The organism is Streptomyces sp. R41 (assembly GCF_041053055.1).
Classification (GTDB): domain Bacteria; phylum Actinomycetota; class Actinomycetes; order Streptomycetales; family Streptomycetaceae; genus Streptomyces.
Map to the genome: position 1 here is coordinate 8,811,809 of NZ_CP163443.1, position 23,964 is coordinate 8,835,772.

The following is a 23,964-nucleotide window of genomic DNA, read 5'->3' on the forward strand; positions in this document are numbered from 1 at the left end:
CTGGTCGGGTGCCGGGTGAAGCGCTGGGCGGGTCCCGGGTCGAGGTGCGCGGGACGTCAGGTCGGGTGCCGGGTGAAGCGCTGGGCCGGGTCCCGGGTCGAGGTGCGCGGGGCGTCTGGTCGGGTGCTGAGTGAAGCGCTGGGCCGGGTCCCGGGTCGAGGTGTGCGGGGCGTCTGGTCGGGTGCCGAGAGAAGCACCAGGCCTAGGCGCGCGTCGCGCTTGCCACCGGCTTTCGAGCCCACTAGCCTCCGCGCGTGATCAATGGGGCACATGTGGTGATCTACAGCCGTGACGCGGAGGCCGACCGCGTCTTCTTCCGGGACGTCCTTGGCCTTGCGCACGTGGACGCGGGGCATGGCTGGCTCATCTTCAAGGCTCCGCCGGCGGAGTTCGCCTTCCACCCTGCCGAGGGCGAGCCGTCGCACGAGCTGATGCTGATGTGCGACGACGTCGAGACGACGATGGTCGAACTCGGCGAGAAGGGGGTCGAGTTCACGCGGCCTCTGACGGAGGCCCGATGGGGACGCCTGACGGGCTTCCGGTTGCCCGGTGGCGGCGAGATCGGTCTGTACGAGCCGCGCCATCCCCGGGTGCACGACCTTTAGCCCAGCGCCTCCTGGCCACCCGTGGCCTCCCACGGCATGCCCAAGTCCCCGAACAGCCCTGTGCAGTCGGGGACTTGGGCGATCATGGGGTGGGCCGGCGTCAGGCCGTCACCGCCTCACGCTGTGCGGCTTCCCCCGGCACACGCTCACCGAGCCGCTCGGTCGGCACCTTGTGCGTCTCGCGGGCGCTGAGCGCGGCGAGCACCGGCGGGAGGCACAGGGCCGAGGTGAACAGGGCCACGGACGACCAGTCGTCGCCGCCCGGGCCGGCGATCTGCGCGGCGAAGGTGACGGCGAACCCGGCGACGGCGAAGCCGATCTGGGTGCCGATCGCCATGCCGGAGAGCCGGACGCGGGTGGAGAACATCTCGCCGTAGAAGGACGGCCAGACACCGTTCGCGGCGCTGTAGACGACACCGAAGGCGAGGATGCCGAAGAGCAGGACGAGCGGGTAGGAGCCCGTGGAGATCGCCCACAGGTAGGCGAACATCAGGACCGCGCTGCCCGCGGCCCCGATCAGGTACACCGGCCGGCGGCCGATGCGGTCGGAGAGCGTGGCCCACGCGGGGATCGCGCCGAGGGCGACGAGGTTGGCCAGGGCGCCCACCCACAGCATCTGCGAGCGGGACAGGCCGACCGAGTCGCTGGTCCCGTACGCCAGCGCCCACACCGTGAAGATCGTGCTGACCGAGGCGATCAGAGCGCCCGCGACCACCCGCAGGACGTCCGCCCAGTGCTCGCGGAACAGCACGGCGAGAGGCAGCTTGGCGACGCCCTCGTTCGCGGCCTGCCGCGTGAAGGCCGGGGTCTCCTGGAGCGTGCGGCGGATGACGTAGCCGACGACGGCGACCGCGACGCTCAGCCAGAAGGGGACGCGCCAGCCCCAGGAGAGCAATTGGTCCTCGGGCAGCGCGGCGACCGGGAGGAAGACCAGCGTGGCGAGGAGCTGACCGCCCTGGGTGCCGCTGAGCGTGAAGCTCGTGAAGAAGCCCCGGCGGTTCGGCGGCGCATGCTCCAGCGTCATCGAGTTGGCACTCGCCTGCTCGCCGGCAGCGGAGATGCCCTGCAGGACGCGGCAGAGGACCAGCAGGACCGGGGCGAGGCCGCCGACCTGTGCGCGGGTGGGCAGACAGCCGATGAGGAACGTCGACAGACCCATCAGGATCAGCGTGAAGACCATGATCTTCTTCCGGCCGACGCGATCGCCGAAGTGGCCGAGGAACAGCGCGCCGATCGGACGGGCGGCGTAGGCGACGCCGAACGTGGCCAGCGACAGCAGGGTCGCGGTGGCCGGGTCCGACTCGTCGAAGAAGACCTTCGGGAAGATCAGGGCGGCGGCGCTGCCGTAGATGAAGAAGTCGTAGTACTCCAGCGCGCTGCCGATCCAGGCGGCCATGGCGGCCTTCCGGGGCTGGCCGGGAGGCGCGTCGAGCGGGGCGGGGACGGACACGGCGTGCTCCTTCGAGGGAACTCCGAGAACGGAGGGGACTCCGGGGACGGGAGTGGCGGAGGGGGAGAGGTGCCGGGGCCCTGGGGGTGTACGGGTCGGCTGCGCCGGGTGCGGGCTGCTTGGCGGCCACGCGCTCCGGTTAATTAACCCACTGGATAGTTAGTAGCGGATGGCTACGGATGTTGCGCCGACGTTTCCCGGGTGTCAAGAGGTTGTGCCGAAGGATCTTCGTGTTCTTGGTCCACGGAGTGGTCCCCGCAGGGGGTTCTCAGTCCGTCGCGCGGTCCGCGGTCAGATAGGCGATGACCATGTCGCCGAGCATGGTGCGGTAGTGCTCCCGCTGGTCGGCGGCGACCAGGTCGCGGCCGAAGAGTGCGCCGAAGGTGTGCCGGTTGGAGACCCGGAAGAAGCAGAAGGCGCTGATCATCGCGTGCAGGTCCACGGCGTCGACGTCGGCCGTGAACAGGCCCGACTTCCGGCCGGTCTCCAGGATCCGGCGGATCACGTCGAGCGCCGGCGAGCCGATCCTGCCGAGCTCCTCGGAGGCGGCGATGTGCTCCGCCTCGTGGATGTTCTCGATGCTCACCAGGCGGATGAAGTCGGGGTGCGCCTCATGGTGGTCGAAGGTCAGTTCGGCGAGCCGGCGGATGGCCGCGACCGGGTCCAGATGCTCGACGTCCAGCTCCTGTTCGGCCTGCCGGATCACGGAGTACGCGCGCTCCAGCACGGCCGTGAACAGCTGCTCCTTGCCGCCGAAGTAGTAGTAGATCATCCGTTTGGTGGTGCTGGTGCGGGCGGCGATCTCGTCGACCCGGGCACCGGTGTAACCGGCGCGTGCGAACTCCTGGGTCGCCACGTCGAGAATCTCGGCCTTGGTGCGGGCGGCGTCGCGAATGCGCCCGTTGGGTCGTGCCGGTTCTTCGACGCTGGTCATCGGATTCCTTCGGGCGAGAGGGCCGCGGCTCGTGATGGTGGGCCGGTGTCCGCGATTGTAGAAGCAGGGCCCCGCAGCGGCTTTCCTGCCCAGTCCTCAGGCCCCAGCCCGGGAGCCTTCCTGTCCAGGCCTTCCCGAAGGCGCGACATCCTGGTATCACTTACTAACGAACCAGTTCGTACATTAGCCAGGCCCCGGAGGCCCGCCGTGCCCCAGAACTCGTATCTCGTCGGCCTCATCGGATCCGGCATCGGACCCTCGCTCAGCCCCGCGCTGCACGAGCGGGAGGCCGACCGGCAGGGTCTGCGCTGTCTGTACCGGCTGATCGACATCGACACGCTCGGCGTCGGCCCGGAGGCGGTGGGCGATCTCGTACGCGCCGCACGCGACCTCGGCTTCAACGGGCTGAACATCACCCACCCCTGCAAGCAGCTGGTCATCGACCACCTCGACGAGCTCTCCGTGGGGGCGAAGGCGCTCGGCGCGGTCAACACCGTCGTCTTCGAGGGCGGTCGTGCGATCGGGCACAACACGGACGTCACCGGGTTCGCGGCCTCCTTCGCGCGCGGCCTGCCCGACGTCTTTCTGGAACGGGTCGTCCAGCTGGGCGCGGGCGGCGCGGGCGCGGCCGTCGCGCATGCCGTGCTCACGCTGGGCGCCGGGCACATCACCGTCGTCGACGCGATGCCCGAGCGGGCCGCCGACCTCGCCGCAGCGCTGAACCGGCACTTCGGCGAGGGCCGGGCCGCCGCCGGCACGCCGGGCGCGCTCGGGTCCCTGCTCGCCGGTGCCGACGGCGTCGTGCACGCCACGCCCACCGGGATGGCCGCCCACCCGGGGCTGCCGTTCCCGGCCGAGCTGCTGCATCCGGGGCTGTGGGTGGCCGAGGTCGTCTACCGGCCCCTGGAGACCGAGCTGCTGCGCACGGCCCGTGCACTCGGCTGCGCGACGCTCGACGGGGGTGGCATGGCCGTCTTCCAGGCCGCGGACGCGTTCAGGCTGTTCACCGGGCGCGAGCCGGACAGTGTGCGGATGCTGGCCGACATCGCCGAGCTGGCGGGCGCGGGCGCGGCGGGCGTCCGGAGCTGAGGGCGCCTTGGGGTGGGGTGGCTGAGGTGATGGGGATGGGGCGGGTGCGTCTGTGGGGGTTGCTCGCGCCCACGCGGCGGAGCCGCAGATGTCACGGCCCCGCGCCCCTGACGGTGCCCGCCCCGAGCTCGCGTTTCCCGAGCCGTTCGTTGCAGTGAAGCAACACCGAAGGAGCATCAACGTGCGTACGTCCATCGCCACCGTCTCTCTGAGCGGATCGCTGACCGAGAAGCTCACGGCCGCGGCGCGGGCCGGCTTCGACGGCGTCGAGATCTTCGAGAACGACCTGCTCGCGAGTCCTCTCACGCCCGAGGAGATCCGCGCCCGCACCGCCGACCTCGGCCTGAGCATCGACCTGTACCAGCCGATGCGCGACATCGAGGCGGTGCCCGAGGACGAGTTCGCCCGCAATCTACGACGGGCCCGGCACAAGTTCGAGCTCATGCGCCGGCTGGGCGCCGACACCGTCCTGGTGTGCTCCAGCGTCTCCCCGCTCGCCGTCGACGACGACGCCCTCGCCGCGGGGCAGCTGCGCCGACTGGCCGATCTGGCCGAGGACTTCGGCATCCGCGTGGCCTATGAGGCGCTGGCCTGGGGCCGCCATGTGAGCACGTACGACCATGCCTGGCGCATCGTCGAAGCCGCGGACCACCCCTGGCTCGGCACCTGCCTGGACAGCTTCCACATCCTCGCGCGCGGCGGCGACCCCAAGGGCATCGAGGACATCCCCGGCGAGAAGATCTTCTTCCTGCAACTGGCCGACGCCCCGCTGATGGCGATGGACGTGCTCCAGTGGAGCCGCCACTACCGCTGCTTCCCGGGCCAGGGCGGCTTCGACATCGCGGGGCTGCTGGGGCATGTGATGCGCGCCGGTTACGAGGGGCCGCTCTCCCTCGAAGTCTTCAACGACGTCTTCCGTCAGGCCGAGGCCGGGCCGACCGCCGTCGACGCCCGGCGCTCGCTCCTCGTCCTCCAAGAAGCGACCGGACCCCTGCTCCAGGAGCCGACCGGACTCGCGACCCCGCCCGCCCCCGTGGTGCCGACCGGTGTCGCCTTCGCCGAACTCGTCACGCCCGACGTCGCACCCGTCGCCGCGGTGCTCGGCGCCCTCGGCTTCACCCGCACGGCCCGCCACCGCAGCAAGCCGGTGGACCTGTGGCAGCAGGGCGAGGCGCGCGTCCTCGTCAACACGGGACCGGCCGCCCGCCGTGACGGCACCGCGCTCGCCGCCATCGGCCTGGAGTCACCGGACCCGGCCGCCGCGGCCCGGCGCGCCGAAGCCCTGCTCGCCCCCGTGCTGCCGCGCCGCCGCGCCCTCGAGGACGCGCCCCTCGACGCGGTGGCCTCCCCCGACGGCACCGAACTGTTCTTCTGCGCGACCGACCGGCCCGAACTCCCCAGCTGGACCAGCGACTTCAGGCAGGTCGAGCACGACCGGGACCCGCGGCGGGTGACCCGTATCGACCACCTGGCGCTCACCCAGCCCTGGCACCAGTTCGACGAGGCCGCCCTCTTCCACCGCAGCGTGCTCGGGCTGAGCGCACAGGAGAGCGTGGACGTCGCCGACCCGTACGGGCTGCACCGCAGCCGCGCCGTCACCAACGCCGACGGCAGCGTCCGCATCGCCCTCGGCGTCGGCCCCGCCCCCACCGACGAGGGTGCCCGCGCCCAGCACATCGCCCTCGCCACGCAGGACGTGGTCACCGCGGCTCGCCGTTTCCGCGAGGCGGGCGGCCGCCTGCTGCCGATGCCCGCGAACTACTACGACGACCTGGCCGCTCGGCATGAGTTCGCCGACAGCGAGCTGGAGACGTACCGCGAACTCGGCATCCTCTACGACCGCGACCAGAACGGCGAGTTCCGTCACTGCTACACCGAGACCATCGGGCGCGTCTTCTTCGAACTCGTCCAGCGTGACGGCGGCTACCGCGGCTACGGCGCGCAGAACGCCCCGGTGCGCCTCGCCGCGCAGCACGCGGTGCGACCGGGGCGTTGAGCGCGGGGTTACCGCGTGAGCCGTACGGAGAAAGCGTGGTCCAGCGACAGGCTGGGCGTCCTGACCGTCGTCACCCCGGTGTCCGTGTCGTACGACCAGGCGTCACGCGACAGCGGTCGCCCGTTGAGGAGCACTTGCTCCGGTGCGGACTGGCCGTGCACGGTGAAGCGGTACGAGCGGGCCGTCGGCTTGTCCTCATAACTGCCGACGCTCGCACTGACGTTGACATCCGTGAACCGGGAGGAGGAGTTCACAGTGACGCGCTGCGTCGCCGACGCACCCGCTGTGAACCGACGTGTCACGCCGTCGTCCTCGTACAGCGTGTAACTGCTGTCGCCTTTCGGGTACAGGTCCCAGTCCAGCTCGTGCCGGTCGCGGGTCTGCCAACTTGTCGTCCCCTTCGGCCACATGGGGACGATCGCGCCCTCCTTCACGAACAGGGGAAGGGTGTCGAGCGGCGCGTGGTAGCCGTTGACGGTCGTCGGGCCCTGGTAGGTGCGGCCGGTCCAGTAGTCGGTCCAGGTGCCCTTGGGCAGATAGATACCGTCGCGGGTCTCGGAGTCCTTGTAGACGGGGGCGACCAGGAAGTCGGAACCTGCGAGGAACTCGTACTTCGCATTCGCGCCCAACGTCCCAGGGTCCTGCGGGTACTCCAGCCACAGCGGACGGACCGCGCCCACGCCCGTCTTCGACGCCTCGGCGGAGAGCGTGTACATGTAGGGGAGCAGGCGCTCCTTCAACTGGAGGTACTTGCGGTTGATGGAGGTGTACGGCTCGCCGTCCAGCCAGGGCTGCTGGTCGGCGGGCTTGCCGGTGGTGATGTCGGAGGCCCAGCCGTCCATGGTCATGATGGCGGGCAGGAACGCCTTCCACTGGAGGTCGCGGGCGTACATCTTGGCGTCGTGGCGGTAGATCGAACCCACGTCACCGGTGTTGTACGCGATGCCGGACATGGTGGCCCCGGCGTACGTCGGGATCTGCCAGCGGATGTAGTCCCACGACAGCTTCTGGTCGCCGCTCCACAGGACGCCGCAGCGCTGGGCGCCCGCCCAGGAGACCGGGAGCCAGACGAAGCCGCGCGCGTCGCTGTTCTCCTCGATCCCCGCCTTGGCCTTGTCGCAGGCGTCGAGCGCGAAGTCGTAGCCGTTGCCGACCCAGGCCACATCCAGCTTGGCCACGCGCTGACCCGCCTTCACCTGGTCGGCGAGCTTGTCGATGCCGTCCTGGGTCCACAGGCCGAGCTGGGCGTGGTGGTCCTGCAGGCCCTTGGCCGTCTCGGCGAGGTTCTCGTAGCCGCAGCCGTAACCGTCGTTGACGAGCATCCAGCCGAGCGGCATGTCGTGTGCGGTGTAGCCGTCGGCGATCTTCAGCGCGTCGAGGGTGTGCCGTTCGCCGCGGTTGGCGTTGTGCAGGTAGCAGTCGGAGTCGCCCGGTTCGAGCCCGTACACCGGCGGCATGAACGGCTTGCCCACCAGAGCCGTGTACTTGCCGATCACCTTCTTCGCGTCGCCGAGGAAGTAGTAGGCGTCCAGGCGCCGTTCCTGCTGTCCGGTCCGCACGGGTGAGCCGAAGTCGTAGACGCCCGGCGCGAAGGTGTTGCGGAAGACGCCGTAGCCCGCGCTGGAGAGGTAGAAGGGTTGCGAGTTGTTGTAACCGCCCTCGTTCCAGTCGAAGTTGTTGGCCACGTACATCGTCTGATCCCGGTGCGCGAAGCTGCCGTTCTGCTCGCCGCCGCCGAAGAACTGCTCGTCCGCGCTGCGTGCCAGGCTCTGCCGCATCCCGCTCGTCGACCAGCGGAGGGGCTTGTTCTCCTGCCAGATGGCGGTGCGGTTGTCCGCCTTGTAGAGGCCGAAGCGCAGCGGCTTCTTGTAGACCCGAAGGACGGCGTCGGGGGAGCGGATGCCGTAGTACGCGCCCGCGTCGAAGGACGTCGTGTGCTTCTGAACGGCGGGCTGCCTGCGGACGATGGCCGTGCCCGCCGGGTCGGAGAACGTTCCGGACGGATCGGCCTGGAGGCGCAGTTGGCCACCCGCCAGGAAGTCGGCCTTCGCCGTGAGTTGCCCGGCCTCGATGGTGTAGCTGCCGTCGCCGCCGCTGAAGGACGTGAGATCGCCCGCGTCCGTCGTCTCGGGCAGATAGGCCTTGCCGGTGTACGAGTTGTCGTGCACGTCGTACGGCACGACCAGCACGTGGTAGGTCCCCGACGCGTTCGGGATCACCGTGGCCTCGGGGTCGGCGGTGCCCGCGCTGGAGGCGACCTGCTTGCCCGCGTCGTCGTAGATGTACAGGTCGAAGTCGTCGGTGGGGTGCTGCCACTGGATCGAGACCGGTACGCCGCCCTCGGGGTTGTCGGCCCAATACCCCTCGGGTACCGAGACGTTCACGTCGAAGCGGTCGCAGACCTTGTCGTCCGGGTCGTCGGCGGCGGACGGACAGGTCTCGGTGCCGCCGGACGTGCCCTTGGCGTAGACGGGGCTCTGCCAGCTGACGCTCCGGTGGGTGTCGTCGAGGACGGCGCTCGGCGGGGTCGCCGCGAGCGCGGGCCGCGCCGGGGCGCTCAGCACGGTGACGGCCAGGGCGGTGGCGAGGCCCGCCATGGCCCAGGAACGGTGTCGGAGTCTTCGCACGGTACGCATCTCCACTCAAACCAACGGTGTTGTGTTTGCAGGTGCTTGAAATCGCGTTGGATCGTGCATCTTCAAGCATGAAGGGTGGCCGCGCGTGCAGGTTCATGTCAATGGATCCCACCTGAGGTGTCGCCGCGGTCCGCGCAGTGGACGGCCGCAAATTACCGGCCAGTTGACATTGAAAGGCGAATCGCCACCGCTATCATCACCTCACCTGCGGAGCGACCCTCTGCCCGATGACGGCGGTTGTACGGCATCGACCTTCACACCCCCCACTGAACACATGGCGTTGTCGGGCGTGTCTGCCCGCGCGTCGTGCAGGACGGAAAGCAGCGCGAGCATGAGCAACAACAGGGGCAGAGGGCTTCAGGCCAATGCCCTAGGTACGTTCGACACGGTGGTGATGGCGGTCGCGGGCAGCGCCCCCGCGTACTCGCTGGCCGCGACCACCGCGGTCCTCGTCGGCGCGGTGGGCCTCGCCAGCCCCGCGGCGCTCCTGTACTGCGCGATACCCATGCTGGGCATCGCGCTGGCCTTCAGCTACCTCGGCCGGATCGACGTCAACGCGGGTGCCAGCTACTCCTGGGTCGGCCGCACGCTCCATCCCTTCCTCGGCTTCATCAGCGGCTGGGCCCTGGTCATCTCCGCGACCATCTTCATGGTGGCCGGTTCGCTGCCCGCGGGCGCGATGACGCTGTCCCTCTTCGACGAAGGGCTCGCCGACAACACCGCGTTGGCCACGGCGGTCGGCGCGGCGTGGTTCCTGGTCATGCTGTTCGTGGTGCTCGGCGGCGCCCGGCTCACCGTGCGCGCCCAGCTCGTCATGTCCGGTGTGGAGCTGGCCATTCTGGCCGTTTTCGCGGTCGGCGCCCTGCTGCACAGTGGCAACGCCCGTTCCTTCGAGTGGTCCTGGCTCGGCTTCAGCCACTTCGGCGGGGTGAGCGGCTTCGCGTCCGGCGCGCTCATCGCCGCCTTCTACTACTGGGGTTGGGACGTCACCAGCAACCTCAGCGAGGAGACCCGCGACAGCCGCCGCACCACGGGCCTGGCAGGCCTGATCGGTGTCGGTATCGTCTTCCTGCTCTTCGAGGTGTTCACCATCGCGGTGAATGTCATCCTCACCGACCAGCAGATCCAGGACAACGACGCCAACGTCCTCGGTGTGCTGGGTGAGGAGATCTGGCCGGGCTGGGGCGGCAAGCTGCTGATCGTCGCCGTGATGCTGTCCACCATCGCCACCCTGGAGACCACGCTCATCCAGGTCACCCGCTCTCTGTTCGCGATGGGCCGAGACCGCACGATGCCGACCGCGCTGGGCCGCGTGCACCGCAAGTGGAACACCCCGTGGGTCGCCATCGTCGTGGTCGGCGCGGTGGCCCTGGTGATGTTCGTGACCTCCAACGCCCTCGGCTCGGTCGGCGACATCCTCTCCGACGCCATCGCCGCGATCGGCCTGCAGATCGCCGTCTACTACGGCCTCGCCGGCATCGCCGTGGTCGTCGCCTACCGCAAGATGCTGCTGAAGTCTGTGTCCAACTTCCTCTTCGGCGGGCTGTGGCCCTTCCTCGGTGCCCTGTTCATGTTCTGGATCTTCGTCGAGTCGCTGGGCGACCTGAGCAGCGCGTCGATCGCGATCGGCATCGGCGGCATCGCCGTCGGCCTGATCCCCATGCTCTGGTACTGGAAGCGGGGCAGCGACTACTACCGGCCCGCGAAGCTCGACGCCACCCAGGTCGTCGAGACCGACTACATCCCCGACGGCTACTCCACCGCGGCGGCGACCGAACGGTCCCGCGTCCACGAGGGTCTCCCCACCGACTTCTGAGAGGGACCCGATGGCGGGAGACCGCTTCACCCCCGACTTCGACCCCGACTGCGGGGACAGACCCCTCACCTCGGCCCGCCAGGACATCGTCATCGGCCGCTGGCAGGGACTGCGGGAGCTGCTGCGGGCCGGCAGCGCGGACTGGACGGTGCGCAGCCACCGGATCCGGCTGCTCGCGCCGGCCTGCGCCGGCAACTCCACGGTCGAGTCCTGGCTGGCCGCCGAACCCCGCAGCGCCGACGCGCTGGTGCTGCGGGCCGCGACCGACGTGGCCCGGGCCTTCAACCTGGCCATCGCCGCGGGCCGGGGCGTGCCCATCGACCAGAACCGCATCGACCGGGCGGTGATGGCCTGCCTCCAGGCAGCCGAGGCCCACCCCGAGGACCCCACGCCCTGGATTTCCCTGATCTCCGTCGCCCGGCTCTATCCCTCCGGCGTACGCCGCCAGGAACTCGGCCGCTGGTGGGACGAACTGCACACCCGCGACCCGTACAGCATGGAGGGCCATCTCCAGATCCTGCACTACTACTCGTCCCGCTGGCACGGTACGCACGGCCTCATGTACGACTTCGCCCGCGACGCGGCGGGGGTGGCACCGCCGGGCTGCGCGCTGCCCGTCCTGGTGCAGTTCGCCCGCGTCGAGGAGTACCGCTACATCCTCGACGGGGCGAAGGGACAGCGGGACGCCGTCGTCGGGCTCGGCCAGCACTGGAACCACGACGCGGCCGTCAGCGACGTACGGCGCACCTGGCAGCGCTGGATCGCGGCGCGTCCGGACGGCCCGGTGGCGCCCTGGGAGGTGCGCGACCTCAACTATCTGACGCATGCCGCCTGTTACGCCGGCACGGCGGACATCGCCACCGCGCTGTTCGCGATGATCGGGCGGCGGGCCAGCCGGACGCCGTGGTCGTACACCGGTGAGCCGGAGAAGGAGTTCGTGAAATGGCGTGAGCGGCCCTCGCGCGGGGTGTGAGCCGCGGTCAGGTGTCCCAGAGCTCGGCGTGCCCGCGATGCGCCGGGGTCAGCCCGTTCACGAAGAACCGGTCGTAGTACTCGCTCTCCACATGGTGCGCCTGGAGCCAGATGCCCGGGACGTGGATCGCGTCCGTGTGCGCCGGGAAACGGCGATGCGTGCGGAGGATGTATTCGCAGATGTCCCGGGCGCAGTCGATGACTTGCTCGTCGTACTCACTGGCCTCGGCGAGATAGCGCTGCCCGTAGTCATCCTTGTAGATCCGCGCGAAGACGTCCTTGTCGGAGTACGTCCCGCCGGTGCCGAACTTGGCGGCGATGACCGCGTCCACCGCGTCCGACATCGACTTGTGCGTGGGCGGGCAGGCGGCGGCGATGAGCGGCTCGCCCTCGCGCGAGGTGAGCCCCACCGGATGCGAGCGCAGCGTCGCGTACGTGGGCAGCGGGACGTGCCAGCGCCACAGGTCGGCGAGGCGCCAGCGCGGGGTGACGAAGGTGAAGCCGAGCATCCTGCCGTACGCCCGCGAGAACTTGGGGTCGCCCAGGGCGATCTGCGGATTGATCGAGGCGTGGATCCAGGCGCCAAGACCCATCGCCTCGGCCGTGAGCATCAGGTTCTGCAGCAGCAGGTCCGCCTCGATCTGGGTGCGCATGGGGCCCAGCGCGCCGAGCGGGAGCTTCAGGTCCTTGTTCAGGAAGCCGTTTTGGACCCACTTCTTCACCCCGGCCGGGCGGTACAGGTTCCGGTCGTCGACGAGGGTCGGACGCGCTCCGTCCGGCTGCGTCAGCAGGTACATCAGCGCGTTGATGTACTGGTGGGACAGGTCGACCACCGGCAGGAACACGGTGGTTCCGGGCAGGTTGGACAGGAACCGGTTCGAGTCGAGGTACGCCGGGAAGTCGCGCAGCCCCTGGGCGACGTCGAGGCGCTGGTCGAGGACCCGCACCTTCGACTCGCGGGCCCGCGCGACCAGGGTCTCGGCGTCGAACGGTTCGTGGGGTGCGGGCGGCAGCCTGCGCAGGAAGTACGTGCCCGTGTCGTTGATGAGGAAGAAGTGCGTGCCCTGCGCGTTGTCCGGGCTGCCGGCGGTCCGGCCCGTCATGGTCAGGTTGGGCTTGGCCATGATGGGCTTGCCGTCCCGCGGGTCCTCGAAGGGCCGGTCGGGCATGGTCAGCCCGGTGGAACCGGTGAGCGCGATGAGCACCGCCTCCTCCAGCTCCGACAGCGGCTGCTGGGTGTGAGTGGAGCGGTGGCTCATCGATCCGGCGGGCACCGACGCACCCCGGCTGACCCGGTGGGTGCGGCGGTGATACACCGTGTCCAGGAGTGGCCGTGTGAGGAGGTCGTCCAGTCCCGCGTGACCTGTCTGTACGTCAGCCGACGTCATCCGAGCCTCCGTCGCCGCTCGGCCGCACCGACCGCCACGGCGCGAACGCGCTCGCCCCGCGCGGCATCAGCGCCGCCAGCTCGGGGCAGTGCCGCAGGATGACGGAGTTCATGCCGCCCTTCTCGACCCAGTCGATGCCGAGCGGTGTGTAGATCTCCGGCCGGTAGTCGACGTTCAGGAAGCGGTCGCTCTGCAGGCGCCGGGTGGCCATCAGGATGAAGATCCGGAACGCGGTGTCGCTGAAGCCGAAGCCCTCCGGCGGGTTCTCGGCGAAGAGCCCGACCACGGTGTCGATCTCGTCGACCGAGCGGTAGACCTCCTTGAGCCGGGCCAGCGTCTCCGCGTTCTGCGTCAGCTCCTCGAAGGAACGGATGCGCTGTTTGTGCAGGCCCGCGCGGAAGTCGTTGTAGCGCGGGACACCGCGCCGCCGGGTCCGTACGAGGTCCACGACCGACAGGTCGATGATCTCGCCGTCCCGCTCGAACTGCTGGAGCGAGCGGGGGTAGTTGTGCAGCGTGATCGCGCCCGGGTGGGCGATGCCGAACGAGTACAGCGTGTTGGCGAGCCCTGTCTTGCGGATCTGTGACTCGGCCGCACCGCCCTGGATGTCCAGGAAGCCCACGGTCTCCAGGCGCTGCCCGAAGTGGTGCTCGCGCAGCTCGAAGTCGTCCGGGATCAGTGGGTGCATGCGGTAGACGGTGACGAAGTCCTCGGTGAGCGAGTACGGCGCCGCGTGGTGGTCCGGCAGCGTCTTCGGGATACCGGTCAGCGAGTGCGCCTCGAAGAGCCACAGGCCCAGCTGGTTCAGCCAGTTCTTCGGCGGGCCCTGCCAGTTGGTGTGCAGCCCGATGTCGATCGCCTCGGTCGCGAGGATCGCCGGGGTCCATTCCACCGTGTGGATCTTCGCGATCAGCGCGGAGACCACCAGCCGCGCCGTCTGATAGATCCGCTCCTCGCTCAGCGACGGATACTCGGCGCGCAGCGCGTCGCACACCGCGTTGTGCTCGCGCGCGAAGAGCGTGTGCATCGCGCTGAGCCCCATCCACCAGCTCTCGTTGAAGCCGGTGAGCGGAATGCCGTTCGAGCCCGACGGCAGGTGGCCGTCCTCAAGGCGGAGTTTGGCACCGCCGTCCGGCTCGCGCAGGAACCGCGCGGTCTGCTCGTCCTCGCCGTACACCTCGGAGCCGTCCCACCAGTGCGAGGCGACGTTGCCGAAGAGGATCGGCGGCCGGTTGCCGGGCTGTTCGAGGCCCTCGTTCTCCGCGAACCGCATGACATTCTCGGGCGGCCCGCCGGGCGTGTTGTGCCAGCCTCCGCCGCCGGGCGGCAGCGGCACCTCGACCTGGCGCTCGCCGGGCTTGTAGCGGCGGTGGTTGACCCAGTCGTGCACCTGGAACTGGATCCACGCGGCCGCCAGGATGTTGAGCGACGTCGCGGGCACGAAGCTCTCGCGGTGGAGGAGTTGGCGGCTGACCGTGACCGGGTTGGGCGTGTCGAACAGGTCGGGGCGGTAGTCCGGCTTCAGATTGCGTCCGAAGGCCGAGCCGACGGCACCCATCCTCGGTGCGGACAGATCGTTGTACGCCCCGTCGTAGGAGCGCTCGGAGCGCAGCCGCTCGGGGATGGGCTCCGGCACGGGCTGCGCCTTCGGCGGTGCCTCCCGGACCTCGGTGTCGATCAGGTTCAGCCGGCGCAGCACCTTGCGCAGGAACACCAGGTTCAGCAGGCTCAGCTGCAACGGCAGGCGGTGCCAGGGCACATACCGGTTCAGCAGCGCGAAGGCCGCACCCATCGGCGGGCCGAGCAGCCTGTTCTGCAGGGGTTCCTCCGTCACGAACCGCAGGCCCAGCCGATGTGTGCTGCTCGCCTGGTACGCGGCCTTCCTGGCCCGGTTGATATTGCCGAGCGGGCGGAAGTCGTCGGTCGTGTACCAGGGGTTGAAGGCGAGGTCCTCGATCCGGCGGGCGGCGGCGCGGGCCTCGGCGCTGTTCAGGTCCTGGCCGGGGATGGTGAGCCGGGCGATGGCCACCGCGGGCGCGAGGGCGTCCTTCCACTCCACCGAGGCGTCCTCGATCGGGGTGTGCCGTTCGTCGACGTAGCGCTGTACGCACAGCTCGAAGACGACGTCCGCCTTGGCCAGCCGTGCGGCGATCTCACGGTGCAGGAACTCCGGGTCACTGCGTTCGGGGGTGGCCGCCGGTGGGCTCCCTGGTGCCGGACGCAGCAGATAGCGCACCGGACCCGCGTCGCCCCACAGGATGGCGCCCCGGCTCCAATACGTCTCACTGGCAAGAGAGTTGACCGTGTGCCGCGTCGCCGCCTGGACATTGCGGCGCATCCGGTTCGCGGTGCCGAGCCCCACCGCGAGCGGCAGCTTCACGAACAGTCCGAACGCCTTCTGCAGGGGACTGCGGGCGCCCGCCATCGCCTTGGCGAAGGCCACGAACTCACGGGCGTCGCGGGCGTGCGAGACCGGATAACTCGTCGCGAGGAGGTCATGGCTCTCGCCCTCCGACACCCGAACCCGCACGGCCGCGCCCCGCAGGTCGGGCGATCCGTCGCCCTGCCGGACGCCGCTCGCGTTCGACAGCCGTACCGTCGCCGGATACTCGGCGCCCGGCTGGGCGAAACCGCTGCGCAGGGCCGCGGGCAGATCGTCGTGGAAGCGCAGCCGCGCGTTCTCCACGGCCACCGGGGCCTTGGCATGGAAGGCACGGGAGATCCCGCCGCCACCCGCCCGCCGGTTCTTGACCTGCACCTCCATCAGCTCGCGGGCCAGCCGCTCGAACACCAGCCGTTCCGCCTCGGGACTGCCGCCTTCGTACCGCTCGTACTGCTGTTCGCGCTGCTGTTCGTACTGCCCGGTCTCGGCCATCGGTCGTTTCCTTCGTACGGATGCGTACGGGACAGGGGCCAGCACGCTACCGGCGGCCCGGAGCGCCCACAGCGGGGGTTCCCGCCGATGTGCGCCCCCTTGTCACCTCTACGAACAATTAGACGAAAAGTGACGTGCGCGCACGTCAAGGAGGCGAGGGCGCGGGCGGCCGGCCGGGGTGCGCGCCCCGTGAACGCCGTTGCTCCCCAGCAACCCCACCCGGCGGCCGGCGGGGTGGCCGGGGAGCGATGGGTGACCGGGGGTACGCCGGTCGACGGATTCACAACGCGGGGGTGCGCTCGCCAGGCTGGACACCCACCCCGGCACGCCGCGGGAGCGCGCCGGGGCGTCCGCTGTGATCCGGGGGAGAGCGCCATGCGCGACGACGACTACGCCAAAGGGCCCGGCTTCGCCGAGCTGCGCCCGCTGAAGCCCGACATCGAACCGGGCCCGACCGGCTTCCCGGTCTACCCCGACCTGGTGGAACGCCTGGTCGAGGACAAGGCCCAGCCCGACCCCGACGGAGTCGTCCCGCACACCCTGGCGACCTGCGCGGCGTACTCGTACGCGGGATTCGCCCAGCGGAGTGACCCACGGACCGTCGCCACGATCATGGCGCGGCTGGGTCTGGAGGAGAACAGCTGCCGCGTGTTCGAGCAGCGCGTGGACGCGATGTACATCGCCTCGGCCGCGTATCTGATCCAGGACAAGGACCGCCGGGTCGCGATCCTCTGCTACCGGGGCACCCAGCCCGAGGACATCATCAGCATCCTCACCGACGCCGATGTACGGCCCGAGATGCTCTCCGTGGAACTGGAGGGGCAACGGTACGAGGTCCACGCGGGCTTCTACCGCAACATCCGCGCCACCCGCCATCTGATCGTCGAGGCCCTGGAGCGCGCACTGCGCGGCGAGTCGGTGATCCCCGGCGAGGAGGGCACCCGCGGTGACGGTCTGGAGGCGCTATACATCACCGGTCACAGCCTCGGGGGCGCGATGGCCGCCCTGATGGGTGTGGTGCTGGCCCACGAACCCCGTTACCGGCGCATCGCCGAGAAGCTCAAGGCCGTCTACACCTTCGGCCAGCCCATGGTCGGCGGCCCCGATTTCGCCCGCGTCTGCGAAGAGTCGATCGGGCCCCATGGCGTGCATCTGCTGCGCGACCGGCTGATCCGCTACATCTTCGACCGCGATGTCGTCCCCGCGCTGCCGCCCCGGCCGGTCGGCCCCTACGCGCCGTTCGGCCGGGAGTTCCACTACCGCAGGCCGCGCGGACCGATGGACACGGCCCTCACCTTCGCGGCCGACGCGGCGATCGAGGCCGTCTCACTCCCCGGCGAGCTGCTGCGCACCATGGCGAGCCGGCCGATGGCGGGCTGGGACGAACTCGGCGTCCGGGTCACCGAATCGGTCCGGCGGTCGCTGCGCCCGCTGCTGGGCGCGCGTGCGGACGGCTGGAGCGAGAACACTGCACCGGGCCTGCACTATCCGCAGATGGACAGCCTCGCGGGCCTCGCCGTCGTGGCGCCGCTCGCCTTCTTCGCCACCCGGCTCGCGCTGACCCGCACCCTCCCGTTCAAGTACTCCTTCGACGACCACGGCCCCGGCCACTACGTCAACGCACTCGCCCCGCCGGGGGTGTTGAGCGAGTTCGGAGACGTGCTGTAGCCGGGGCCGCCCGAGGCCTACAGGTCGAACTCGTGCGGCGGCAGGTCGAGTGCGAAGCACGCCTCCCGCACGACGGCCTGCTCGGTCTTGTCGAAGTCGCCGTCGGCGCCGCCGATGACGATGCCGATCTGGATGACGGCACGCGCCTCGGCGGGCTTCTTCTTGGCCTTGGCGATCTCCTGGAGCACGCTGACCTTGCCGAAGGCGAAGTCGGCCGTCAGCTTGTTCAGATTGTCGTCGAAGCGTCGCTGGAGGTCGGTGGCGTCGAAGTTCTGCAACACCTCGTTCGTGGCGATGAGCTGGGCGACGCGCTGCCGCTCGGACGGGTCGATCGATCCGTCCGCCGCCGCCACGAGTGCGCACATCGCCATGCTCGCGTCGCGGAAGGCACCGCTCTTGAGATCGTTCTTCTTCGCCACGAGCTGGGTCTGCATCGTCGACGCGGACTCCTTGATGCGGTCCCACAGGGCCATGAGAACTCCATACGTAGTCGAAGGCCCGGCCCGCCCGAGCGGGCGGGCCGGAACCTCTTCGGTTTCTACAGCACCGTAGAAACTAGTGGACGGCCGCAGAAGTTCCTGTGGCATTCCACTCGGCGATCACGGGACGCCCGTGCTCGGTGGAGAGCCGGCTGACCGTGCCCGTGGCGAGCTGGAACAGCCGTCCGTCCGCCGGGGGAAGCCCGAGCCGGCGTGCCGTGAGCACCCGCAGGAAGTGGGCGTGCGCCACGAGGATCACGTCACCGTCGCCGAGCGCCGTCTCGATCCGGGACAGCACACGGTCGGCGCGCTGTCCCACCTGGGTCGGTGACTCGCCCGGGTGACCGGCAGGACCGGGCGGCACTCCGTCGTCCCACAGGTACCAGTCGGGCCGGGTGCGGTGTATCTCGACGGTGGTGACGCCTTCGTACGCGCCGTAGTCCCACTCGTGCAGATCCGGGTCGGCTACGGCCCCGTAGATGCCGGCGAGTTCCGCGGTGCGGACCGCGCGGCCCAGCGGGCTGGTGAGCGCCAGGGCGAAGGTCCGGCCGGCGAGCAGCGGGGCGAGGGACTTGGCCTGCTCCTCGCCGCGCTGGGTGAGGGGCAGGTCGGTCCAGCTGGTGTGCTGTCCCGACACACTCCACTCGGTCTCGCCGTGGCGGACCAGCAGGAGGTCGCCCATGGCCGTTACTTCGCGGACTCGACGGCGTGGCCGCCGAACTGGTTGCGCAGCGCCGCGATCATCTTCATCTGCGGGGAGTCGTCCTGGCGGGACGCGAACCGCGCGAAGAGGGAGGCCGTGATCGCCGGGAGCGGGACGGAGTTGTCGATGGCCGCCTCGACGGTCCAGCGGCCCTCGCCCGAGTCCTCCGCGTAGCCGCGCAGCTTGTCCAGGTGCTCGTCGCCGTCGAGGGCGTTGACGGCCAGGTCGAGCAGCCAGGAGCGGATGACCGTGCCCTCCTGCCAGGAGCGGAAGACCTCCCGGACGTCGGTGACGGAGTCGACCTTCTCCAGGAGCTCCCAGCCCTCGGCGTAGGCCTGCATCATGGCGTACTCGATGCCGTTGTGGACCATCTTGGAGAAGTGGCCGGCGCCCACCTTGCCCGCGTGGACGAAGCCGAAGTCGCCCTCGGGCTTGAGCGCGTCGAAGACCGGCTGGACCTTCGCGATGTTCTCGGCGTCGCCGCCGACCATCAGGGCGTAGCCGTTCTGCAGGCCCCACACGCCACCCGAGACGCCCGCGTCGACGAAGCCGATGCCCTTGGCCGCCAGCTCCTCGGCGTGCTTCTCGTCGTCGGTCCAGCGGGAGTTGCCGCCGTCGACGACGGTGTCGCCGGGCTCCAGGAGGTCGCCGAGCTCGTCGACGACGGACTGGGTGGGGGCGCCGGCGGGCACCATCACCCAGACCACGCGCGGGCCCTCGAGCTTGCCCACGAGTTCGGCGAGGCTGCTCACGTCGGCGAGGTCGGGATTGCGGTCGTAGCCGACGACGGTGTGGCCCGCGCGGCGTATCCGCTCGCGCATGTTGCCGCCCATCTTGCCGAGGCCGATGAGTCCGAGCTGCATGTCAGTTCACTTCTTCCGGAGAGTGCGGTAAGCGGCCACAAGGGCGGCGGTGGAGGGATCGAGGCCGGGGACGTCCGCGCCCTCGGTGAGGGCCGGTTCGACGCGCTTGGCGAGAACCTTGCCGAGCTCGACGCCCCACTGGTCGAAGGAGTCGATGTTCCAGATCGCGCCCTGGACGAACACCTTGTGCTCGTACAGCGCGATCAGCTGGCCGAGGACGGAGGGCGTCAGCTCGCCGGCGAGGATCGTGGTCGTCGGGTGGTTGCCCTTGAACGTCTTGTGCGGCACCAGCTTCTCGGGCACCCCCTCGGCGCGCACCTCGTCCGGCGTCTTGCCGAAGGCCAGCGCCTGCGTCTGCGCGAAGAAGTTCGCCATCAACAGGTCGTGCTGGTCCTTCAGTTCCTCGCTCAGCTCGTCGACCGGGTTGATGAAGCCGATGAAGTCGGCTGGGATCAACTTCGTGCCCTGGTGGATGAGTTGGTAGTACGCGTGCTGCCCATTGGTGCCCGGTGTGCCCCACACGACCGGCCCGGTCTGCCACTCCACGGGGTGGCCGTCGCGGTCCACGGACTTGCCGTTGGACTCCATGTCCAGCTGCTGCAAGTACGCGGTGAACTTGGACAGGTAGTGCGAGTACGGCAGCACGGCGTGCGACTGGGCGTCGAAGAAGTTGCCGTACCAGACGCCCAACAGGCCGAGCAGCAAGGGCGCGTTGGCCTCCGCGGGAGCGGTCTTGAAGTGCTCGTCGACGATCCTGAACCCGTCGAGCATCTCGCGGAAGCGGTCCGGCCCGATGGCGATCATCAGCGACAGACCGATCGCCGAGTCGAAGGAGTACCGTCCGCCGACCCAGTCCCAGAACCCGAACATGTTGGCCGTGTCGATGCCGAAGTCCGACACCTTCCCGGCGTTCGTCGACAGCGCCACGAAGTGCTTCGCGACGGCCTTCTCGTCGCCGCCGAGCCCGGCCAGCAGCCATGAGCGCGCCGAGGTCGCGTTGGTGATGGTCTCGATCGTCGTGAAGGTCTTCGACGCGATGATGAAAAGCGTCTCCGCCGGGTCCAGGTCGCGGGTGGCCTCGTGCAGGTCCGCCCCGTCCACGTTGGACACGAACCGCACGGTCAGCGACCGGTCCGTGAAGGCGCGCAGCGCCTCGTACGCCATCGCGGGGCCCAGGTCGGAGCCGCCGATGCCGATGTTCACGACGTTCTTGATGTGCTTGCCGGTGTGTCCGGTCCACTCGCCCGAGCGGACGCGCTGGGAGAAGTCGGCCATCTTGTCGAGCACGGCGTGCACCGCGGGGACGACGTTCTCGCCGTCGACCTCGATGTCCGCGTCGCGCGGAGCGCGCAGCGCGGTGTGCAGCACCGCGCGGTCCTCGGTGACATTGATCCTCTCGCCGCGGAACATGGCGTCGCGCAGCCCGAACACATCGGTGGCGGTGGCCAGTTCCTGGAGCAGGGCGAGGGTCTCGTCCGTGATCAGGTGCTTGGAGTAGTCGATCCGCAGGTCGCCGACCCGCACGACATAGCGCTCGGCGCGCGCGGGGTCGGCGGCGAACAGCTCACGCAGCCGCGGGTGGAGCAGGCCGCCCGCGCGGTGGTCCTCCAGGGCCACCCACTCCGGACGGCGCGTGAGCTTGGGGGAGTCAGACATGACCGGGGGTCTCCTTGGTGCCCTCGCCCCGCAGGGCGACGGCGTACATCTCGTCCGCGTCGAGGCGGCGCAGCTCCTCGGCGATCAGCTCGGAGGTGGAGCGCACCTTCAGCGCGAGGGTGCGGGAGGGCTGCCCGGGAAGGGACAGCGTGGCCAACGGGCCCTCGGGACGGTCGATCACGATCTCGCCGTTCTCGGTGCCGAGCCGTACGGCGGTCACGACGGGCCCCGCGGTGACGACCCGCTCGACCGGCACCCGCAGCCGGGCCTCCAGCCAGCGGGCCAGCAGCTCGGCGCTCGGGTTCTCGGCCTCGCTCTCGACGGCCGCGGAGGTCACCTTCGTACGGGCCTGGTCGAGCGCGGCCGCCAGCATCGAGCGCCACGGCGTCAGCCGGGTCCAGGCGAGGTCGGTGTCGCCGGGGGCGTACGAGGCGGCGCGGGCCTCCAGGGCCAGGAGCGGCGCCTCGACGGCGTACATGTCGGTGATCCGGCGCTGCGCGAGGGCGCCCAGCGGGTCCTTGACGGGGACCTCGGGCGCGTCCACCGGCCACCAGACCACGACCGGGGCGTCGGGCAGCAGCAGCGGCAGGACCACGGAGTCCGCGTGGTCGGTCACCTCGCCGTACGTCCGCAGCACGACCGTCTCACCGGTACCCGCGTCCGAGCCGACGCGCACCTCCGCGTCCAGGCGGGAGTTGGTGCGGTCGCGGGGTGTGCGGGCGACGCGCTTGATGACGACCAGGGTGCGCGAGGGGTGCTCGCGCGAGGCCTCCTCGGCCGCCTTGATCGAGTCGTACGCGTTCTCCTCGTCGGTGACGATGACCATCGTCAGGACCATGCCCACGGCGGGGGTGCCGATGGCCCGGCGCCCCTGCACGAGCGCCTTGTTGATCTTGCTTGCCGTGGTGTCGGTCAGGTCGATCTTCATGGCCTGCGCCAGCTCCGTCCGTCTCGTGCGAGCATCTCGTCGGCTTCCTTCGGGCCCCAACTGCCCGAGGGGTACTGCGCGGGCTTGCCGTGCGTCTCCCAGTACCCCTCGATCGGGTCGAGGATCTTCCAGGACTCTTCCACCTCTTGGTGACGGGGGAAGAGATTGGCGTCGCCGAGCAGGACATCCAGGATCAGCCGTTCGTACGCCTCCGGGCTGGACTCGGTGAACGACTCGCCGTAGGCGAAGTCCATCGTGACGTCCCGGATCTCCATCGACGTACCCGGCACCTTCGATCCGAAGCGCACCGTCATGCCCTCGTCCGGCTGGACGCGGATGACGATCGCGTTCGCGCCGAGCTCCTCGGTGGCCGTGGAGTCGAAGGGGGAGTGGGGCGCGCGCTGGAAGACCACCGCGATCTCCGTCACCCGTCGGCCCAGGCGCTTGCCGGTGCGCAGGTAGAAGGGGACGCCCGCCCAACGGCGGTTGTCGACCTCCAGCTTGACGGCCGCGTAGGTGTCGGTCGTCGACTCGGGATCGATGCCGTCCTCCTGCGGATAGCCGCGCACCTTCTCGCCGCCCTGCCAGCTCGCCGCGTACTGCCCGCGCACGGTGTGCTCGCCCAGGTTCTCCGGCAGCTTCACGCCCTTGAGGACCTTCAGCTTCTCGGTGAGCAGCGACTCGGCGTCGAAGGCGGCCGGCTCCTCCATCGCGGTCAGCGCCATCAGCTGCAGGAGGTGATTCTGGATCACATCACGGGCGGAGCCGATGCCGTCGTAGTAGCCCGCCCGGCCGCCGATGCCGATGTCCTCGGCCATGGTGATCTGTACGTGGTCGACGTACGACCGGTTCCAGATGGGCTCGTACATCTGGTTGGCGAAGCGCAGCGCCAGGATGTTCTGGACGGTCTCCTTGCCGAGGTAGTGGTCGATTCGGAACACCTGGTCCGGGTCGAACACCTCGTGCACGATCTTGTTGAGCTCGCGCGCGCTCGCCAGGTCGTGGCCGAACGGCTTCTCGATGACCGCGCGTCGCCAGGAGCCCTCCGGCGCGTCCGCAAGGCCGTGCTTCTTGAGCTGCTGGACCACCTTCGGGAAGAACTTCGGCGGTACGGAGAGGTAGAAGGCATAGTTGCCGCTGGTGCCGCGCGAGGAGTCCAACTCCTCGACCGCGGAGCGCAGTTGCTTGAACGCCGTGTCGTCGTCGAAGTCGCCCGGAATGAACCGCATGCCCTCGGCGAGCTGCAGCCAGACCTCCTCGCGGAACTCCGTGCGGGAGTGCTCGCGCACCGAGTCGTGGACGACCTGCGCGAAGTCCTGGTCCTCCCACTCGCGGCGGGCGAACCCGAGGAGCGAGAAGCCCGGCGGCAGCAGACCGCGGTTGGCGAGGTCGTAGACGGCCGGCATCAGCTTCTTGCGGGACAGGTCGCCGGTGACGCCGAAGATGACCAGGCCGGAGGGGCCCGCGATGCGGGGAAGGCGGCGGTCGCGCGGGTCGCGGAGCGGGTTGTCCCAGTCGGACACCGGGAGGCCGAGCGCCTCGGCGAGGGCCTGCGGCGTCACGTCGGCCGGATCCGCGTTCGCGCGCCCGGATCCCGCCGTCGCGTCGGCCGTCTCCGGGTCGGCGTGACCGGCTCCCACCACGTCGGCGGGCGCCGTGCTCGCGGCGCCGGATCCCGCCGTCACGACGGCTCGTTCCGTGTTCGCGGCGCCGGATGCCGCCGTCGCGTCGGCCGTTCGCGGGTCGGGGTGACCGGGTCCCACCACGTCGGCGGGCGCCGTGCTCGCGGCGCCGGATCCCGCCGTCACGACGGCTCGTTCCGTGTTCGCGGCGCCGGATCCGGCCGTCGCGTCGGCCGTCTCCGGGTCGGCGTGACCGAGTCCCACCACGCCGGCCGGTTCCGTGT

At 70.0% G+C, this 23,964-nt stretch carries 16 protein-coding genes and 1 pseudogene; 6 read left to right on the forward strand and 11 right to left on the reverse strand.

Translation table 11 applies throughout. The annotated features are described in order from the left end of the window. Window positions 1-254: 254 nt before the first annotated feature. The gene (locus AB5J53_RS39950) at window positions 255-605 is read left to right on the forward strand and encodes a VOC family protein (RefSeq protein ID WP_369250478.1); all 351 of its coding nucleotides are present in this window, start codon (window positions 255-257) and stop codon (window positions 603-605) included. 100 nt (window positions 606-705) lie between these two features. Here the strand turns inward: AB5J53_RS39950 and AB5J53_RS39955 are convergent, their stop codons facing one another. Together AB5J53_RS39955 and AB5J53_RS39960 are read right to left on the reverse strand one after the other, a co-directional pair. Beyond that, window positions 706-2,055: an MFS transporter gene (locus AB5J53_RS39955; protein WP_369250479.1), complete on the reverse strand. Its 1,350-nt coding sequence runs from the start codon at window positions 2,053-2,055 to the stop codon at window positions 706-708. Between the two features lie 268 nt (window positions 2,056-2,323). After that, on the reverse strand, window positions 2,324-2,989 hold the full coding sequence (locus tag AB5J53_RS39960; protein WP_369250480.1) for a TetR/AcrR family transcriptional regulator: 666 nt from the start codon (window positions 2,987-2,989) through the stop codon (window positions 2,324-2,326). A 207-nt stretch (window positions 2,990-3,196) separates the two neighbouring features. Here AB5J53_RS39960 and AB5J53_RS39965 point away from each other — a divergent pair, with 207 nt between their 5' ends. Continuing rightward, window positions 3,197-4,078 carry a shikimate dehydrogenase gene (locus tag AB5J53_RS39965; protein WP_369250481.1) on the forward strand — a complete coding sequence of 294 codons (882 nt, stop codon included), beginning with the start codon at window positions 3,197-3,199 and terminating at the stop codon, window positions 4,076-4,078. 181 nt (window positions 4,079-4,259) lie between these two features. Next, on the forward strand, window positions 4,260-6,074 hold the full coding sequence (locus AB5J53_RS39970) for a bifunctional sugar phosphate isomerase/epimerase/4-hydroxyphenylpyruvate dioxygenase family protein (RefSeq protein ID WP_369250482.1): 1,815 nt from the start codon (window positions 4,260-4,262) through the stop codon (window positions 6,072-6,074). Window positions 6,075-6,229: 155 nt separating this feature from the next. Here the strand turns inward: AB5J53_RS39970 and AB5J53_RS39975 are convergent. Further along, window positions 6,230-8,092 (reverse strand): annotated as a pseudogene (locus tag AB5J53_RS39975) (TIM-barrel domain-containing protein); the annotation flags it as partial. Window positions 8,093-9,041: 949 nt separating this feature from the next. Here AB5J53_RS39975 and AB5J53_RS39980 point away from each other — a divergent pair. Then, window positions 9,042-10,526 carry an APC family permease gene (locus tag AB5J53_RS39980; RefSeq protein ID WP_369250483.1) on the forward strand — a complete coding sequence of 495 codons (1,485 nt, stop codon included), beginning with the start codon at window positions 9,042-9,044 and terminating at the stop codon, window positions 10,524-10,526. A gap of 10 nt (window positions 10,527-10,536) precedes the next feature. Next, window positions 10,537-11,499 (forward strand): hypothetical protein, encoded by a 963-nt coding sequence (locus AB5J53_RS39985; RefSeq protein WP_369250484.1) that lies wholly within the window; start codon window positions 10,537-10,539, stop codon window positions 11,497-11,499. 7 nt (window positions 11,500-11,506) lie between these two features. On the opposite strand, the gene AB5J53_RS39990 is transcribed toward AB5J53_RS39985, so the two are convergent. Together AB5J53_RS39990 and AB5J53_RS39995 are read right to left on the reverse strand one after the other, a co-directional pair. Then, window positions 11,507-12,886, reverse strand: coding sequence for a hypothetical protein (locus AB5J53_RS39990; RefSeq protein ID WP_369250485.1), 1,380 nt, complete (start codon window positions 12,884-12,886; stop codon window positions 11,507-11,509). Then, entirely contained in the window at window positions 12,873-15,761 is a 2,889-nt protein-coding gene (locus AB5J53_RS39995; protein WP_369250486.1) for a peroxidase family protein, read from the reverse strand. Before AB5J53_RS39995 ends, AB5J53_RS39990 begins: the two co-directional genes overlap by 14 nt. A gap of 375 nt (window positions 15,762-16,136) precedes the next feature. On the opposite strand from AB5J53_RS39995, the gene AB5J53_RS40000 reads away from it, so the two are divergent. Then, window positions 16,137-17,429: a lipase family protein gene (locus tag AB5J53_RS40000; RefSeq protein ID WP_369250487.1), complete on the forward strand. Its 1,293-nt coding sequence runs from the start codon at window positions 16,137-16,139 to the stop codon at window positions 17,427-17,429. A 17-nt stretch (window positions 17,430-17,446) separates the two neighbouring features. Here AB5J53_RS40000 and AB5J53_RS40005 read toward each other — a convergent pair whose 3' ends face one another. The 6 genes from AB5J53_RS40005 to zwf form a co-directional block, all read right to left on the reverse strand. Next, window positions 17,447-17,902 carry a tellurite resistance TerB family protein gene (locus AB5J53_RS40005; RefSeq protein WP_369250488.1) on the reverse strand — a complete coding sequence of 152 codons (456 nt, stop codon included), beginning with the start codon at window positions 17,900-17,902 and terminating at the stop codon, window positions 17,447-17,449. Window positions 17,903-17,984: 82 nt separating this feature from the next. Beyond that, window positions 17,985-18,590, reverse strand: a complete 606-nt coding sequence (locus AB5J53_RS40010; RefSeq protein WP_369250489.1) for a histidine phosphatase family protein — start codon at window positions 18,588-18,590, stop codon at window positions 17,985-17,987. 5 nt (window positions 18,591-18,595) lie between these two features. Further along, a complete protein-coding gene (gene gnd / locus AB5J53_RS40015) occupies window positions 18,596-19,474 on the reverse strand; it encodes a phosphogluconate dehydrogenase (NAD(+)-dependent, decarboxylating) (RefSeq protein WP_369250490.1) in 879 nt (292 codons plus the stop codon). 6 nt (window positions 19,475-19,480) lie between these two features. Then, a complete protein-coding gene (gene pgi / locus AB5J53_RS40020; protein ID WP_369250491.1) occupies window positions 19,481-21,130 on the reverse strand; it encodes a glucose-6-phosphate isomerase in 1,650 nt (549 codons plus the stop codon). Then, entirely contained in the window at window positions 21,123-22,058 is a 936-nt protein-coding gene (opcA, locus tag AB5J53_RS40025) for a glucose-6-phosphate dehydrogenase assembly protein OpcA (protein WP_369250492.1), read from the reverse strand. The genes pgi and opcA overlap by 8 nt, the downstream gene beginning before the upstream one ends. Then, window positions 22,055-23,620, reverse strand: a complete 1,566-nt coding sequence (gene zwf, locus AB5J53_RS40030; RefSeq protein WP_369252765.1) for a glucose-6-phosphate dehydrogenase — start codon at window positions 23,618-23,620, stop codon at window positions 22,055-22,057. Before zwf ends, opcA begins: the two co-directional genes overlap by 4 nt. Window positions 23,621-23,964: the final 344 nt, after the last annotated feature.

Excerpts from the sequence above, each read along its gene's own strand:
- AB5J53_RS39960 (WP_369250480.1), bottom strand. The coding sequence starts at position 2,989 with ATGACCAGCGTCGAAGAACCGGCACGACCCAACGGGCGCATTCGCGAC.
- AB5J53_RS39980 (WP_369250483.1), top strand. The coding sequence starts at position 9,042 with ATGAGCAACAACAGGGGCAGAGGGCTTCAGGCCAATGCCCTAGGTACG.
- AB5J53_RS39985 (WP_369250484.1), top strand. The coding sequence starts at position 10,537 with ATGGCGGGAGACCGCTTCACCCCCGACTTCGACCCCGACTGCGGGGAC.
- AB5J53_RS39990 (WP_369250485.1), bottom strand. The coding sequence starts at position 12,886 with ATGACGTCGGCTGACGTACAGACAGGTCACGCGGGACTGGACGACCTC.
- AB5J53_RS39995 (WP_369250486.1), bottom strand. The coding sequence starts at position 15,761 with ATGGCCGAGACCGGGCAGTACGAACAGCAGCGCGAACAGCAGTACGAG.
- AB5J53_RS40000 (WP_369250487.1), top strand. The coding sequence starts at position 16,137 with ATGCGCGACGACGACTACGCCAAAGGGCCCGGCTTCGCCGAGCTGCGC.
- AB5J53_RS40005 (WP_369250488.1), bottom strand. The coding sequence starts at position 17,902 with ATGGCCCTGTGGGACCGCATCAAGGAGTCCGCGTCGACGATGCAGACC.
- AB5J53_RS40010 (WP_369250489.1), bottom strand. The coding sequence starts at position 18,590 with ATGGGCGACCTCCTGCTGGTCCGCCACGGCGAGACCGAGTGGAGTGTG.
- gnd (WP_369250490.1), bottom strand. The coding sequence starts at position 19,474 with ATGCAGCTCGGACTCATCGGCCTCGGCAAGATGGGCGGCAACATGCGC.
- pgi (WP_369250491.1), bottom strand. The coding sequence starts at position 21,130 with ATGTCTGACTCCCCCAAGCTCACGCGCCGTCCGGAGTGGGTGGCCCTG.
- opcA (WP_369250492.1), bottom strand. The coding sequence starts at position 22,058 with ATGAAGATCGACCTGACCGACACCACGGCAAGCAAGATCAACAAGGCG.